This window comes from Actinoplanes sandaracinus (assembly GCF_030009775.1).
GTDB classification, from domain to species: Bacteria; Actinomycetota; Actinomycetes; order Mycobacteriales; family Micromonosporaceae; genus Actinoplanes; species Actinoplanes sandaracinus.
Genome location: NZ_JASCTH010000016.1, coordinates 103,260 through 119,269, shown reverse-complemented (window position 1 = coordinate 119,269; position 16,010 = coordinate 103,260). Strand labels below are relative to the sequence as shown.

Sequence of the window (16,010 nt, the reverse complement as noted above, 5' to 3'; positions counted from 1 at the left end):
CATAGGAACGGCCACCCCACCCGAGGGGGTGGGGTGGCCGTTCGGGCAGGTCAGGTCACTTCTCGGTGGGGGTCTCCAGTAGCTGCCCGTCCGAGGTGATGCCGACTCCGTGCAGGATCGGGCTGTCGCCGCCGGCCGCCCGGGTCAGTTCGACCCGGTACTGCGCGTAGCGCGAACCGCCCTTGACCCGTCCGCCCTGGCCCACCGCGGACCAGGAGCTCCAGCTGCCATCCGGCGTGGCCGTGCTGCCGGTGCGGACGAACACCCGCAGCCCGGCCCCGCGCGGCACGTCGGCCTGGTAGGTCAGCCGGTCCCAGTTGACCATCTGCTGAACGTCCATGACCCGGGACACGTGCTTGCCGGAGCGGTTGCCGTCGGCCAGCCGGACCCCGTCGTCGGTGACCGTGGTGCCGGACTCGACGCCGGTGCGCAGCTGCGGCGCGGTGTGGTCGGCCACACCGACCGCCGACGAGACGAACGTCGCGGGCGGCTGGTCGAGGGCCGGCCACGTCGAGACGTTGCCCGCCGTGTCGACGCTGCGGACCCGGTAGTGATAGGTCGTCCGCGGTTCCAGACCGGTCACCACGGCGCTCTGCCGGGTGCCGCCCTGCGTGCCGGGCCACCGGCTCAGATCGGCCGGGGCGGTCCCGACCAGCAGGGTTCCGGCCGCCTGCTCGCTGGTGCGCCAGGCGACTTCGGCGGTGCCGTCGGGGCGGGGCGTCACCGTAACCCCCGATGCGGCGGGATCCGTCCGGTCCGCCGCGCCGGTGGTGACCTTCTGCAGCGGGCCGGTCGTGGTGCGGCCGCCCGGAGTGGTCACCTTCACCCGGTACCAGTAGGTGGTGCCGGGAGTGAGGCCGGACAACTGGACGGTGCGCCTGCCGGACTCGGTGCCGTCGCCCGCCTTCCGGGTGAGCTGGTCGGGCGAGTCGCCGTACGCGATCTCGGTCTTGGCCGCCGTGTTGCTGGCGACCGTGACCGAGGCCGTGGTGCCGCCCGTCTCGGCCGCCGCGGTGGCGGTGAGCGTCGCGGGCGCCGCGGCGGCGTATCCGGCCGTGTACGCGCCGGTCGCGGCCGTGAACATGGCGTACTCGACGCCCTTGATCGTGGTCCGGGTGAACGGGACCGCGACGCCGGCGCGGGTGAGGGTGGACAGTGTCCGCCCGCCCGGCCCGGCGGTCGGCACCATGCCGGTGAGGCCGTCGGCGCCGGCGCCGACGTTGACCGAGAACGTCAGGTTGTCGCCGGACCAGGCGATGTTCGAGTACGACGAGGCGTTGCGCCCGTCCAGCCAGGTGAGCAACTGGTGGCCGGTGATGATCGGCACGTTGCGGGCGCGGGCCGAGGCCAGCACCTGGTCGCTGTCGTAGGTGGTGGGCTTGTCGGTGTGCATGTTGGCGGTGAACGCGCCGTAGTAGCCCAGGGAGCCCAGCGCCGCGTCGAGCAGAGTGTTCGAGGTGTACGGGTAGCTCTGCCCCGATTCGTCGGTCATCTGGGTGGCGGCCTGGTAGACGTCGATCAGCCCACCGCCCGAGTCGGCGAACCGCATCGGCATGCCGGAGCCGGTCATGAATCCGGGCCGGTCGGCGACCCAGGTGTCCGGCCAGTAGTAGTAGTTGGTGTCGAGCCGGATCCCGTTGGCGCCCGAGGCGGTCGCCTGGCTGGACCAGTCCGACCAGACGATGCAGTGGGTGCGGTTGGTGTCCGGCGCCCGGACCGAGCTGTACTTCGACCGGAACGATTCGAGCTGGCCGGTCAGGTTGGCGGCGATCGAGGCCGGGGTGTAATCGGCGCAGTTGGTGCTGAGGTGCAGGCCGACCTCGAACCCGTTGGACTGGTAGCCACCCGCCTGGGCGTTGCTCAGCGGGGTGTTCGGATAGATGTACGACGTGAACCGCGGGCACTGCCACTCGGCGACCGAGCACCCGGCCGGGCTGTTCGCGAGGTACTGGTCGAACCGGCCCGCGGTGCCGCCGCTGGCGTGGTCGTCACCGGTGGCTACGACGACGGCCTTGAGACTGCGCGGGAAGTACCAGAACCGCGGCAGCGGCTTGCGGTCGAGGTTCATCGCCCCGATCAGGTTGGCCAGCAGGCGCTGCTGCTCGTCGGCCTGCGGCACGGCGACCTTGGTCAGGTCGACCCAGTCGGCCGAGCCGGCTCCGAAGTACATGTCGTTGGAGCGGACCGGGGCCTTGCCGTCGCGGTTCTGCTTCTCCCAGGCGGGGTTGCCCTGGCGGGTCTGGACCAGGGAGCGCGGCAGGTCGAAGGTGAAGGCCGCCGCCTGGCCGCCGGCGGTGCCGACGTCGGTGAGCGACACCGCCGGGTTGACGGTGGCCGTGGTGCCGTTGGAGTAGAGCGTGGCGACCGAGCGGGCGCCGGCGAGGGTGTAGCGGTCGGCGGCCGAGTGGTACTGGATGGTCTGGCTGGTGATGCCGGCACCGGGCGACGACGACGTGTCGACCCGCAGGTAACCCTCGGTCAGGGTGCCGGTGGTGGAGGTCAGGCCCAGCAGGGCGGCCAATTGCTTGTCGGGCCGGAACGCGATGAGGTTGCCGCCGCCGGTGACCCAGGTGGTGAACATGGCGACCTGGGCCGCGGTCAGTGGTGTCGAACCGAGCAGGACCACGTCGTACTGGCCGAGGACGGCCGGGGTGACGGTGGACAGTTCGGCGGTGGCGAACTCGTTGAGGCCCTCGGCGCGCAGCACCTCGGCCGTGAACGAGGTGAATCCGCTGGCCCCGGAGACCGACGACTTGATCACCAGGACGGGGCCGCCCGGGCCCTGGTCCGGCGGGGGCGGTGGCGCCGCCGCGGTGGTGAACGACCAGGTCGCCGAGGTCATCACGTTGCCCGCGGCGTCCCGGGCGCCACTGACCGTGGCGGTATAGGAGGTGGAGTAGGCCAGCGCGGCCGACGGGGTGAAGACGACGCTGGACGTGGCCGAGTCGTAGGAGGTGCTGCCGGCGACCGCCCCGGACGGTCCGGTCAGGGCGACGGCGGCCGCCGTGACCGGCTCGTTGAAGGTCGCGGTGACGGCGGTGGTGGCCGCCACCCCGGACGCCCCGGGGCCGGGGGCGCGGGCGGTCAGGACCGGCGCCTGGGTGTCCGCGGCGGTCGTGTTGAACACCACGTCCACCCAGTAGTTGGTGGCCTGGTAGGTGCCGGTGGGGTACGCGCTGGCGCCGTACCGGTAGACGCCGTTGCCGCCGTCGGCGCCGTTGGCCAGGGCGGTCAGCGGTCCCCGGGTCACCGCGGAGGCGAGACCGTTGCCGGTGACCGCGTAGCGGCCGGCCGGCGCGTAGTAGGACGCGACGTACGTGGTGTTCGCGGCCACCGCGATCGGAGCCGGCAGGGACGCGGTCTGCCAGCCGGTGGCGCTCTCACCGGTGAAGGTCACCGTCGAGAGCCGGGAGCCGCCGGTGTTCCAGAGCGAGCCGGTGTGCGTGCCGGTGTTGCCGCTGCCCTTGTAGAACTTCAGGCCGGTGATGTAGCCGGCGGTGGTGGTGCGGAACTTGACGCCCAGTTCGACGGGGGAGTTGTCGGCGGCGGCCGCTGTCGCCGGGGTGGCGGTGGCGGCCCAGATCGAACAGGGACAGCCGGTTCCCCCGGGCGGCGCGGTGGTGAACGACCACGAGTACGGGGCCATGGTGTTCCCGGCCGTGTCCCGTGCGCCGGAGACGGTCGCGGTGTAGCTGGTGGACGCCGCGAGCGTGGCCGGAGTGAAGGTCACCGTGCGGGTGGCGGTGTTGTAGCTGGTCGTGCCGGTCACACCGGCCACGGCCAGAGCCGGGGTGCCGGCCTGCACCGGCTCACTCAGGACAGCGCTGACCGTGGTGGTGGTCGCCGCGCCGGTGGCGCCCGCGGCCGGATCGGTGCTGGTCACCGTGGGTGGCGTGGTGTCCGGTCCGGTGGTGTTGAAGACGACGTCGACCCAGTAGTTGCTCGACTCCCAGCTGTTGGTGGGGAAGCCGCCACCGGCGCCGTACCGGTAGACGCCGTTGGCGCCGTCCTCGCCGTCCCGCAGCGCGGTGAGCGGGGCGTTGCCGACCCCGGCCGAGGCGAACGTGCCCTCGTCCACGGCGTACCGCCCGTTGGGGGCGTAGTAGGAGGCGACGTAGGTGGCGCCCGCGGTGATCGCGATCGGGGTGGCGAACGTCGCGGTCTGCCAGCCGGTCGCGGTCTCGTTGGTGAAGGTGACGGTGCCCAGGTTGCCGCCGGCCGCGGTCCACAGGTGGCCGACGTGGGTGCCGCTGTTGCCGGCGCCCTTGTAGAAGCGCACTCCGGTCACCAGGCCGTCGGTGTCCGATCGGAACTTCACGCCCACCTCGACGGCCGAGGGGTCGGAGTCAGCCGGCGTGCCCGGCACCGCGGACGCGGCGAAGATCGTGCACGGGCAGGCGGCGGCGGACGCCGCCGTCGACCCGACGACCGCGGTCATGGCCGCCACCAATATCAGGACCAGGAGGTACGGCCGTATCTTTGATATGAACAAGTTGTGCTCCATCAGTTGCCCGGAGTGAACACGACGTCCACCCAGTAGTTGCCGGACTCCCAGCTGTTGGTGGGGAAGCCGCCACCGGCGCCGTACCGGTAGACGCCGTTGGCGCCGTCCACGCCGTTGCGCAGCGCGTGCAGCGGGCCGTTGTCGACCCCGGTCGTGGCGAAGAAGCCGCCGTCGAACGCGTACCGCCCGGCCGGCGCGTAGTAGGACACGACGTAGGTGGTTCCGGCGGTGACGGCGACCGGCGTGGAGAAGGTCGCCTGCTGCCAGCCGCTGGCGGTCTCGCCGGTGAAGGTCACGGTGGCGAGCCGCGTTCCGGTCGAGGACCAGAGCGAGCCGGTGTGCGTGCCGGTGTTGGCCGCGCCCTTGTAGAACCGCACACCGGTGATCCGGCCGGCGAGATCGGAGCGGAACTTCATGCCGACCTCCACCGCGGCGGTCTCCGAGTCGCTGGGGGTGCCGGGCGTCGCCGAGGCCGGCCAGACCGAGCACGGGCAGTCCGGCCCGGTGGGCGCGGACGCCGTGGTGAAGGTCCACGAGGTCGCGGTCATGGTGTTGCCGGCGGCGTCGCGGGCCCCGCTGACCGTGGCGGTGTAGGTGGTGGACGCGGCCAGGGCGGCCGACGGGGTGAAGGTCGCGGTCGACGTGCCGGCGTGGTAGGCGACCGCGCCCGCGACGGCGCCGGACGGGCCGGTCAGGGTGACGGCAGCGGCGCTGACCGCCTCACTGAACGTCGCGGACACCGTGGCGCCGGCCGCGACACCGGTCGCTCCGGACGCCGGCGTGCGGGCGCTCACAGTCGGCGCGGTGGTGTCCGGTGCGGTGTCGTTCGGGGTGAACACCACGTCGACCCAGTAGTTCGCGGACTCCCACGACAGGGTCGGGAAACCGGCGCCGAAGCGGTAGACCCCGTTGGCGCCGTCGAGGCCGTCACGCAGCGCGTGCAGGGGTCCGCTGTCCACGCCGCTGTCGGCGAAGTACCCGACGTCACCGGCGTACCGGCCGTTCGGCGCGTAGTAGGACGCGACGTAGGTGGCGCCCGGGGTCAGCGTCACCGGAGTGGCGAAGGTGGCCTGCTGCCAGCCGGTCGCGGACTCGCCGGTGAAGGTCACGGTGGCCAGCTGCGTCCCGGTCGAGGACCACAGTCTGCCGACGTGCGTGCCACCGTTGTTGGGGCCCTTGTAGAAGCGGATCGCGGTGACCTTGCCGGCCACGTCGGCTCGGAACTTCACGCCGACCTCGGTGGCCGTCCCGTCCGGGTCGCTCGGCACGGCGGGCACGTCCTCCGGGGTCCACAGGCTGCACGGGCAGACCCGTTGGCCCACCGTGATCGACCGGGTGGCGGCCGTGCCGATCCGCGCGCTGTCGTCGATCGCGCGGGCCCGGATCTCGACCGCGCCGGAGCCGGTCGGGGTGAAGCTGTACGTCCAGGCGCCACGCCCGGTCGCCGGTTTCCAGGACGTGCCGCCGTCGGTGGACACCTCGACGCCGCCGACCACGCCGCCGACGTCGGAGGCGGTGCCGGAGACGGTGACCCGGGAGCCGGCCGACACCGTCGTGCCCGCCGCCGGGGCGGTGATGACCGCGGTCGGCGCGGTGGTGTCGGTGGACGCGGTCGCGACGGTCAGCCCGGAAGCGATGGTGGCCGGCTGGGCGCCCATGTCGGCGAAGAGGTTCACGGTGGCCTGGCGCATCGGGGTGCTGGCCGCGCCGGATCCGCGATCGTGGTTGCTGTCCAGGCCCCACGACCACTGCACGGTGCCGGCGCCGAAGACCAGCGCTCCGCTGGCGGCCCGGTACAGCGTCAGGTGGTGGGTGGCGCTGCCGCTGGTGTACGAGGAGCCGTGGTCGGTCAGGATCTCGACCCCGCTGGCCTCGGTGGTGGAGAGCCGGATCAGGCCCTGCGGGCGGGCCGCGTTGACCAGGTCCTCGTCCCACTCGTACCCGACCGTGCCGGTGCCGAGGGTGGCGGTGGCGTCCGCCGCCTGGCTCGCGACCGTGGTGCCGCGCCACAGCCTCATCTTGCCGTCGGCGGCCGGGACCCGCAGGTTCACCGTCCCCGAGTTGACCTCGAAGGCGGTGCCGGTGAGGCCGTTCTCCGGCCGTCCGCCGTTCTTCGGCGGGCTGAACCGCGGGTCACGCCAGGTGCCGGTCCACTCGGTGGGGCTGGGGTCGATGGTCGCGTTCGCGTGGGTCTCCTTGTAACAGACCAGCGTCCGGTACGGCGTTCCCGAACCGTCCACGGCGGTCTCCCAGCGGGTCTTCCAGAACACCTCGTTGCCGCTGAAGAAGGCCAGATGAACGCCGGCGTCCCGGGCGGCCTCGACGTTGGCCCGCTGGGCGCCGGACCAGTACTCGTCGTGGCCGACGGAGAGGAATGCCTTGTGGTTGCGCAGCAGTGAGCCACGCTGGTCGGTGTCGACGCCGGAGATGTAGCTGACGTCGTACCCGTTGGACTCCAGGAACCGCACCATCGGGTACTCGGCGTTGAAGACCGCGTCCTCGGCGCCGGTGCCGCGGGTGGTCAGCGGCCGGTTGTAGCTGACCTTGTAGGCACGGCCGGCCGGCGATCCGGTGTAGAAGCTGTTGCCGCCGTACGAGTTGTACGCCTGCCAGGTCGTGTCGGAGGTCTGGAAGACCAGGTCGGACCGGCTGGAGTCGTCCCGCACGACGAACACGACGTGACTCGCGCCGCTGGTGCCGTCGGTGCGCACCAGGCGCGCGAAGTAGATGCCGGACACCGCGGTCGCCGGCACCGGCCAGGACGCCGAGACCGCCCAGTTGCCACAGTCGACCAGGCCGGTCGAGGAGTTGGAGACGCAGTCTGGCTGGGTCTGCCGCCCGACCGGGTTGACCGTGGTGATCAGCCGCGCGCCGTTGCCGCCGTAGTAGCCCATCCGGTAGATGTCCAGCCGGTACGACGCGGCGGTCGACTTGACCTTGAAGTGGACCGTCTCGCCGACGTTGGCGCTCATCTGGGTGGTGAAGCCCTGCAGCGCCGCGCTGCCCGCTCCGGAGACGTCCCATGTGGACTTCGGTGTGCCGGCCTTGGTGTTCTCGCAGGCGACCGGGTTGACCACCGGCGCGCACGGGTCCGCGGCCGCGGCCGGTGACGCGGCCGGCACGAACAGCGCCGCCGCGACGAGTATGAGAACCAGCAGCGATCGCTGGCGTATGGACTTGAAGTCTCGCAAGGGACACGCCTCCCCGCCGCGCGCCCCCGGCGTCACGGCCGTCGTCAACGCCGGTCCGGCCCGGCAGAGCTGGAAGGATCCTCAGATAGGAGCACGACGATAGCTATCGACCCGCTGACACTCGAAGGCCCTGATGGGTCATTCGATCCTGTCGGCGGATGAGGTCTGGGACCGACTTGATCCACCCGGCCGACGAACGGCCGGACCTGGCCGTCCTTTCGGATATGCGGGCGCCGCCGGGCCGTACGGGGGTGCCGGTTTCCGACACTCGGGTTGGCCGACCGGCCGTACCGGCGGTTCGGTGCAGACGGCAGGATGATCCCGTCCGTGTAACCAGGGGAGGACAAGTTGGACAGAACGCCCGATACCGTGGCGGTCGTTGTGGTCACGTACAACAGCGAACGATTGCTACCTGACCTCATCGCTTCGCTGGGCCCGGGCCTGGACGGCGTCGACTGGCATCTGACCGTCGCGGACAACGCCTCCGTGGACGATTCGGTGGGTGCCGTGCGGCGGCTCGCTCCGGGCGCCACCGTGGTCGAGATGGGGCGCAACGCCGGATATGCCGCGGGCATCAACGCGGCCGTCGCCAAGGCCGGCCCGTTCACCGCGCTCCTGGTGCTCAACCCGGACGTGCGGCTGACGCCCGGTTGCGTCCGCACGCTGCTCGGCGTGCTGCGCACCGAGGGAACCGGCATCGCGGTGCCGTTGCTGGAGGACGGCGACGGCGAGCTCATCCACACAATGCGCCGCGAGCCGTCGGTCCGGAGGGTCCTCGGTGACGCGCTGATGGGCGCCGTCCGGGCCGGCCGGTACCCGGCGTTCGGTGAGTTGGTGACCGACGAGCGGCTCTACACGGCCGAGACGGTCACCGACTGGGCCGAGGGCTCGACGGTCCTGATCAGCGCCGAGTGCTGGGACCGGATCGGGGCCTGGGACGAGTCGTTCTTCCTCTACTCGGAGGAGACCGACTTCGCGTTGCGGGCCCGGGACGCCGGGCTGGCCACCCGGTTCACACCGGCCGCCAAGGCGGTGCACCTGGAGGGCGACTCCAAGGTGTCGCCGGCTCTGTGGACGCTGCTGACGCTGAACAAGGTCCGTCTGTACGGCCGCCGGCACAACCCGGTGCTCGGTGCCGCGTTCTGGGCCGCGTTGCTGCTGCGCGAGGGCAGCCGTGCGGTGCTCGGCAAGGCGCCGAGCAAGCTGGCGGTGCGGGCGCTGGTCAGCCCGGCCCGGTTGCGGGAGGCGCCGGGCCCGCACACGGTCCAGCGTGACGCCGCCCGCGCCACGGCCCGCTAGCCGGCGCCAGTTGGTAGAAGGCCGCTGACCGGCGCCTGTTCCGGGAGGGATGGCCGGACCGCCCCTCCCGGAACAGGCGCTGCTCAGCGCAGCCGCTTGACGACTCCGACCGCCTCCAGCTTGAGGCGGGTCAGTGCGCCGGGGCCCACCAGGGCCTCGGCGCGCAGGCCGTCCACCGTGTCCTCGCGGCGGAGGCTGTACCGCGGCTGCAGCCAGCTCCCGGCCTGCGCCCGTCGCCGGTCGCTGGTGAAGACCCGCCGGTAACCGAGCTTGCGCATCTTGCCGAGCAGCTCACGGTCGTACCGGCCGAGTGGGCAGGCCGCCTGGTCCACCGGCACACCGACCACCCCGGCGATCCGGTCCCGGGCGGTCGCCAGTTCCTCGGTGCTGGTCTCGGCGTCCATGCCGCGCCACGGGCGGTGCCACATCCCGTGCGTACCGATGGTCATGCCCGCGCCGTGCAGTCTGCGGACGTCGTCCTCGCTCAGGCTGCCCGGCTTGCCGAAGCGGGCGGCGATCACGAAGAAGTCGGCCGTCAGGCCGCGCTCCTGCAAGGCCGGCAGGCCGATCTCGAGGTCCGACGCGTTGCCGTCGTCGAAGCTGATCCGGACCGAGGGCCAGGTGCGGACCTCGTCGAGGACCGCGTGGAACAGCTCCACGCTGATCCAGTACCGGTCCTCGCCCAGTTCCAGGTCGCGTTGCGGCGTCCCGATGCCGTGGAAGCAGATGTTGATGACGTCGTCGCTCATGACTTCCTTATCGCCGTGCCGCGGATTCGCCGTCGGCGATCCGGGATGACTCGTCGCGTCCCCATGCCGCGCCGCCGTCGCCGGCCCGCTTGGCGGCCAGCGCCGCCCACACCGTGATGCCGACGTAGCAGACCGCCGCGGGCGCCAGCCACGGCCGGGGGAGCACCACGTCGCGCAGCCAGGAGCTGCGGGCGGCCGGGCGGACTCCGACGGTGATCTCGCCGCGCGCCGCCGCCGCCCGCATGGCGGCGTTGCCGCCGCGGACCCGGACCAGGCGGCGGATCAGATCACCGGTGCGCCGCGGGGTGGCGACCCGGGCGGAGTACGCGTTGACGTGCTTCTTCTCCTCGCGGCCGAACTGCGAGTCGAGGTACAGGTCGTCGGCGACCAACTCGGGGAAGCGGTCGAACCGGGACCGGCCCTCCTTCGACAGCGCCACCACGCCCCGTCCGAACAGCCCGTCCCGCATCACCGGCAACCGGCCGTGGATCGCGAAGTACGCCTTGACGAGCAGCGGGCGCCCGGTCAGGTCCAGTTCGCGGCCGACCGTCGCCGACGGCGCCCCGGCCTCGAGTACCTCGGTCAGGGCCCGGACCGCCGCGGTGCTCAGCACGATGTCGGCGTCCAGGTAGATCCGGGGGAAACCCTGGGCGGCCGCGTCACCGGCGTTCAGCGCGCCGGCCTTGCCGGGCTGCGGCAGATCCAGCACGCGCACGCCCGGACGGGTCGCGGCCACCGTCGCGGTGTCGTCGGTGCACCCGTTGGCGACGACCGTCACGTCGAGCTCGCCGGGCGCCGCGTCGGCGAGCAGGGCGTCCAGGCAGCGGCCGATGACGGCGGCCTCGTTGTGGGCCGCGATCACGATGCTGGTCACGGCTGGTCCACCCGGGTGTCGGAGCTGGTGCGCTGGCGCGGGATACGCGGGGCCGGCGTGCCGCCCGGCGCGGGCAGGCGCTTGGCCAGCAGCCGCTGGAACACGGCGGCGTACGGGCCGGCCTGGTGCTCCCAGGAGAGCATGCTGAGGAACCGGTCGCGGCCCAGCTTGCGCATCTCCTGCCGCCGTTCCGGGTCGTCGAGCAGTTCGTCGATCACCGTGGCGAACTCCTCCGGCGTGCCGTTCGCCACGTACGCGCCGGCGTCGCCCAGGGTGCGGCGGGTCTCGATGCCGTCGGCGGCGACCACCGGCAGGCCCCGGCCGACGTATTCGACGGTCTTCGCCATCGTGGAGAGCTGGTTCATCCGGGTCGGCAGGTCCGGCTGGATGGCGACGGTGGCCGAGCGCAGCACCTCGTCGACCTGCTCGCCGTTGAGCCAGCCGGTGAGCTCGACCACGTCCGAAAGGCCCTTCTCGGCGATCAGGGCACGGACCGACGGCATGCTCTCGCCGTCACCGGCGAGGACCACGCGCCAGCCGTCCCGGCCGCGCCGGCGGATCAGCTCGTCGGCGGCCAGGACCACGCCCTCGACGTTGTCCTGCGGTCCGAAGACGCCGAGGTAGACGACCCGGTGCAGGCCGTCCGGCGAGGCCGGCTCCTGCGGATCGCCGTCGACCGCGATCTCCTTGAGCGACGGGCCGTTACGGACCACGGTCACTTTGTCCGGGTGAACCCCTTTACGGACCGCGTTGTCCTTGAAGGACTGGTTAGTGGCGACCACCTCGGTGGCAGTGCGCAGGGTCAGCCACTCCAGGGCGTTCAGCGTGCGCAGCACCCACTTGTTGGGCGTGCCGTCGCCCCGGGAGATGTAGACCTCCGGGCACAGGTCGTGGTGGTCGAACACCCACGGCCGGCCGATCGCGCGCAGCAGCAGCGCGAGCGGCCAGTACACGTCCGGCGGGTTGCAGACCTGGACGGCGTGGGCCCGGCCGGCCAGCACCTCGCCGATCAGCCGGACCGCGATGCAGAGGAAGGACCAGCCGAATTCCACAGCGAAGGTGAGCAGGCCACTGCCGTACACCTTGACCGGGTACGGCTTGAGGCGCGTGTTGCGGCTGCCGGGAAGGACCTTCAGGCTCTTGTCGCCTCGCGGCGCGATGACCGTGACGTCGAAGCCCTTCTCCTCCAGCGTCAGGCACTCCCGGATGACGCGGCGATCGCGTTCCGCCGGCAAGTTGGCGATGAGAATGGTGACGTGCGGATTTCCTGCCATCGTCTCGTCTGTCCCCCTGGGTCGTTCGACTCGGGAGAAACAGTGCTGGATCCGCTCCACAGCGGCCAGTGGCTATCCGGGCGGAATCGTGTCGTCCATTTCACTTTGACGGCCATCTTGATCCACTTTCAGAGCAATGCCCGTTTAGGACGCCTTATCTGATCCGCTCTGAATGCCCCCGAATGCACAGTAGATATCGACCAGTATGCACGTTCTCGCTGCCGCGACGTGCGCATGTCGCATCAGAGACAGAAGTCTCAGCGAGCACTACCGGCGCAGGCTGCCGTAGAAGGCGAGCAGATCGGCCCGGAGCCCGTCCTCGTGGTAGTGCGCCAGGATCTGCTTCGACGCGGCCAGCCCCGCCGCGGCAAGCGTGCCGGGATCCTCCTCGTACCGCCGCAGAGCGTCCTCGACCGCGACGGCGAAGGCCAGCAGGTCGGCCTCGGCGATCGGGGCACAGTACGCGGGGTCGAAGAAGTCGCGGCCACCCAGGCCGGTGAAACCCACCACATAGGCGCCGCTCGCCATCGCCTCGGCCGGCGGCAGGCCGAAGCCCTCCCGCTCGCTGAAACTGAGGAACACCGCGCAGCCGCGCAGCGCCTCCGCGGTCCCGGCCTCGGTCAGCCCGTCGATCGACACCAGCTCCCAGCCGTCCAGAACGCCCCGGGCGCGCAGGATGTGCAGTAGCTGCTCCTGTTCCTCGGCGCGACGTCGCGGCATGTAACCGATGCGCCGGCCGGCCGGCGTGCCGCCCGGATGGAACACCCGCTCGTCCACGACCACCCGGGCGACGTGCACCGGTACCTGCCCGAACGCGTGCCGGAGCAGGGCCGCGTTGTCCTGCGAGACGGTGAGATGCGCCTCGATGCCGGGCACCGAGGCGTACGGCGCGCCCGCCGCCGTCGTCGCGAACGGCACCAGGGAGAAGGTCTGATAGGCGTTTTGGTTGAACACGACCTTCCGGCAGCCGGCCGGGAGCACGCCGAGCCCCGGTCCGTAGATCTCCGGCACCACCAGCAGATCGTCGCGCCCCAGCGTCACGTCGCGGGTGGCGAGCACTCGGGTGTCGTTGTGGAACCAGCCGACCCGGAAGCCGGGCCGCTCGTGCAGCACGACCGCGCTCAGCCCGGCGGCGTTGAGCAGATCCACGTGGCGATAGATGACCCGGATGCCGCCGGACGGCTTGTCCGCGTCGGGGCACAGGTAGTGGATGGTGCCCGTGCCCGATGCGGCCGCGTCGTATCTGACCTCGGCGGGAGTGTGCCGCCGCAGGTCACGAAGGTCAGCGGCACGCCGGAGGGCTGCGCGGACAGGGCGGACGATCGCATTAGTCATGACAGTGGAACTCCACGTGATTGTTGGCATTGGCCGGATGCGGCCGCCCCGCCACCCTTCCGGTACGAATGGAGCATGGCAACCACCGTTCGTACCGGTGAGCGCGTCCGGTTGCCGACCCGTTCCGCGGCCGGAGATACCTTAGTATCGATACGGTCACGCCGGTGTGACGTTAATCTTCAGTTGTCAGAACCCCGTACTCATGGGGGACACTGGCGCCGTCCGGGCAGCTACCACTAGGTTCTACCCGCTGGTCGACCGTCGAGGGTCGACCAACTCCAGCTACAAGCATCGGTAAGGGCAAGGGGAACGTGTGGACCTCTGGGACATGACCAAACTGCTGTTCCGGCGTTGGTACTTCTCACTCCCGATGCTTCTGGTGACCATCGCGGCGGTCGGGGTCGCGGCGGTGACGGTCAAGCCGGACTACAGCGCCACCGGGCACATCCAGTTCATCCCGCCGGTCGGCACGGTCGCCAAGGACGGCGAGAAGAACCCGATCGACAACCCCTGGTTCGACCTGGGTTACGAGGCCATGGCCAACGCCACGGTGATCGACGTGACCAAGAAGTCGGTGCTGGAGAAGATGGTCAAGCAGGGCCTCAGCGACAACATCACCGTCACGATCGACCAGGTGCCGCTGTTCGCCATCGAGGTCGTCGGTGAGTCGCCCGAGCAGGCCACCGCCACCGTGCAGTACGTGCAGAAGGCCATCGCCGAGGCCGTCGAGCAGCGTCAGTCGACGCTGCGGGTGGCCGATACCGAGGTCATCACCACGCTCTCGCTCGACGACGGCAGCGAGGTCGAGGAGAAAAGCTCCAAGATCATGCGAGTGATGGTGGTCGCGGCGGGTCTCGGCCTGCTGCTGACGGCCGGCTTCACGATCGGCATCGACGCTCTGATCCGGTGGCGTGGCCGTCGTCGCAACGACGACGACCCGGCTGCCTCGTCGGTTGTCGGCTCGGCCCATCCGGACGGTCGCGGCGGTTCCGTGCCGGTGCCGTCCAACTTCGAGAAGACCCAGCCGGTCGGCCAGGCACGCCAGCAGGCGGTCCCGGTTCAGAACGGTCCGAACAAGCCGGTCGAGCAGCAGCCGCAGCGCCCGGCCGGCAACAGCGGGGCGCCCGCCCAGCAGCCGGTCCAGCAGCCGCAGCGGCCGGCCGGCCCCAACGGCAGCGGGGCGCCCGCGCAGCGACGGGGTTCCGACGGCACGTACCGGTCGAAGCAGTCCGGCTCGGCCGAGCCGGACCCGCGTCTCGAGCAGGCTCCGGCCGACGCCACGATCGTTCTGCCGCCGTGGGGCTGGAAGCGAGACGAGAAGGCCGAACGGCGTTGAGTTCGGCGGCCGTCTCACACCCGGTCGACCTAGAACCGTCCCTGCTCGACCAGAACGTCTACAGCTCGCGGCGGTACAAGGCGACGATCGACGTCGTCACGCTGGTCTCGATCGCCGTGGTGCTGCTGTACGTCCTGCCGGGCACCCTGATCGTCCCCAACCTGACCTACGCGGGCCGGCCGGCGCTGCTGCTCGCCCTGCTGATGTTCGCGTGGTGGTGCCTGGCCCGGCTCAGCCCCAGGCTGCTCCTGGTCGGGCCGCAGCCGATCCGATGGTTCCTCGGCCTCTACCTCATAGCGAACCTGCTGTCCTACATCGCCGGACTGTTGCGCGGCCTCCCCACCCAGGAGTCGAACGCGCAGAACTTCGCGATGCTCCAGCTCTTCGAGTTCCTCGGGGCGGCGCTGATCGTCGCGGACGGCATCCAGAACTGGGACCGGCTCAACCGGCTCCTCCGGATCATGGTGTACAGCGCCGGCTTCATGGCGGTGGTCGGCATCCTCCAGGCGACGTTGAAGATCGACGTCTCGGAGTACTTCGTCATTCCCGGCCTGGAGGTCAAGGGCGGGCTGGTCGGCTTCGGCACCCGCGGTGACGAGGGCCAGTTCCGGATCGCAGGCACCACCACGCACTACATCGAGTTCAGCGCCGTGGTCGCCATGATGGTGCCGTTCGCCATCCATGTGGCCCGCTTCGCGGAGACGAAGTTCCAGCGCCGGTTCGCCGCGCTGTGCGGCTTCCTGCTGGCCGTCTCCAACCCGATGTCGATCTCCCGGACCGGCATCGTGGCGCTCGCGCTCGCGCTGGTCATCATGGTGCCGATCTGGTCCTGGCGGCTGCGCTACACCTTCATGTACCTCGGCGTCGCCGCGGTGGCGGCGATCACCATCGCCAAACCCGGCGTGCTGGGCACCCTCAAGGCGATGTTCCTCAACGTCGGGGTGGACCCGAGCATCGAGGGGCGCACCAACGACTACGACCTGGTCGGGCACTTCTACGAGCAGCGTCCCTGGCTGGGGCGCGGGCCGCGGACCCTGCTGGCCGACCCGGTGCGCGACACGATCCTGGACAACCAGTGGCTCTACACCCTGGTGACGGGCGGGATCATCGGCGTGCTCGCGCTCCTGGTGCTGCACATCGCGGCCGTGACCCTGGCGGTCATCGCGCTGCGCCGTTCCACGCGTGAGCAGGACCGGCATCTGTGTGTGGCGCTGATCTCGGCGCAGGCGGTGGCGGTCGTGGTCGGCGGGACGTTCGACTCGCTGTACTACACGACCTTCGCCATCACGCTCGCTCTGTTCATCGGCATGTGCGGGACGGTGTGGAGGTTCACCCATCCGGCCCGGACCGTGAGAACAGCCACCACCCGCCGCACCTGATAAGCGGGAACTTATTACCATAGGTGCCGTTCCAAGATCAGCCGAGTCGCTCGGCCGGTCGGCCGACCT

9 protein-coding genes are annotated in these 16,010 nt (G+C 70.9%); 3 read left to right on the top strand and 6 right to left on the bottom strand.

Annotated elements, in window-relative coordinates; all coding sequences use genetic code 11:
- Nucleotides 1-55 precede the first annotated feature (55 nt).
- Both QLQ12_RS24280 and QLQ12_RS24275 read right to left on the bottom strand, forming a co-directional pair.
- Complete coding sequence (locus QLQ12_RS24280; protein WP_282762727.1) at nucleotides 56-4,438, bottom strand: DUF4082 domain-containing protein; 4,383 nt, start codon at nucleotides 4,436-4,438, stop codon at nucleotides 56-58.
- 65 nt (nucleotides 4,439-4,503) lie between these two features.
- Nucleotides 4,504-7,695, bottom strand: coding sequence for a N,N-dimethylformamidase beta subunit family domain-containing protein (locus QLQ12_RS24275; protein WP_282762726.1), 3,192 nt, complete (start codon nucleotides 7,693-7,695; stop codon nucleotides 4,504-4,506).
- A 369-nt stretch (nucleotides 7,696-8,064) separates the two neighbouring features.
- Here QLQ12_RS24275 and QLQ12_RS24270 point away from each other — a divergent pair, with 369 nt between their 5' ends.
- On the top strand, nucleotides 8,065-8,994 hold the full coding sequence (locus QLQ12_RS24270; RefSeq protein WP_282762725.1) for a glycosyltransferase family 2 protein: 930 nt from the start codon (nucleotides 8,065-8,067) through the stop codon (nucleotides 8,992-8,994).
- An 83-nt stretch (nucleotides 8,995-9,077) separates the two neighbouring features.
- On the opposite strand, the gene QLQ12_RS24265 is transcribed toward QLQ12_RS24270, so the two are convergent.
- The 4 genes from QLQ12_RS24265 to QLQ12_RS24250 all read right to left on the bottom strand — a co-directional run bounded on the left by QLQ12_RS24265 (nucleotide 9,078) and on the right by QLQ12_RS24250 (nucleotide 13,226).
- Nucleotides 9,078-9,743: a polysaccharide deacetylase family protein gene (locus tag QLQ12_RS24265; RefSeq protein WP_282762724.1), complete on the bottom strand. Its 666-nt coding sequence runs from the start codon at nucleotides 9,741-9,743 to the stop codon at nucleotides 9,078-9,080.
- A 7-nt stretch (nucleotides 9,744-9,750) separates the two neighbouring features.
- Nucleotides 9,751-10,617, bottom strand: coding sequence for a glycosyltransferase (locus QLQ12_RS24260; RefSeq protein ID WP_282762723.1), 867 nt, complete (start codon nucleotides 10,615-10,617; stop codon nucleotides 9,751-9,753).
- Nucleotides 10,614-11,891, bottom strand: a complete 1,278-nt coding sequence (locus QLQ12_RS24255; RefSeq protein WP_282762722.1) for a glycosyltransferase family 4 protein — start codon at nucleotides 11,889-11,891, stop codon at nucleotides 10,614-10,616. Before QLQ12_RS24255 ends, QLQ12_RS24260 begins: the two co-directional genes overlap by 4 nt.
- A gap of 267 nt (nucleotides 11,892-12,158) precedes the next feature.
- Nucleotides 12,159-13,226: a glycosyltransferase gene (locus QLQ12_RS24250; RefSeq protein ID WP_282762721.1), complete on the bottom strand. Its 1,068-nt coding sequence runs from the start codon at nucleotides 13,224-13,226 to the stop codon at nucleotides 12,159-12,161.
- Between the two features lie 313 nt (nucleotides 13,227-13,539).
- Between QLQ12_RS24250 and QLQ12_RS24245 the strand changes: the two genes are divergently transcribed.
- Nucleotides 13,540-14,562 carry a YveK family protein gene (locus QLQ12_RS24245; protein WP_282762720.1) on the top strand — a complete coding sequence of 341 codons (1,023 nt, stop codon included), beginning with the start codon at nucleotides 13,540-13,542 and terminating at the stop codon, nucleotides 14,560-14,562.
- Nucleotides 14,559-15,941: an O-antigen ligase family protein gene (locus tag QLQ12_RS24240; protein WP_282762719.1), complete on the top strand. Its 1,383-nt coding sequence runs from the start codon at nucleotides 14,559-14,561 to the stop codon at nucleotides 15,939-15,941. The genes QLQ12_RS24245 and QLQ12_RS24240 overlap by 4 nt, the downstream gene beginning before the upstream one ends.
- The last annotated feature ends 69 nt before the right edge of the window (nucleotides 15,942-16,010 follow it).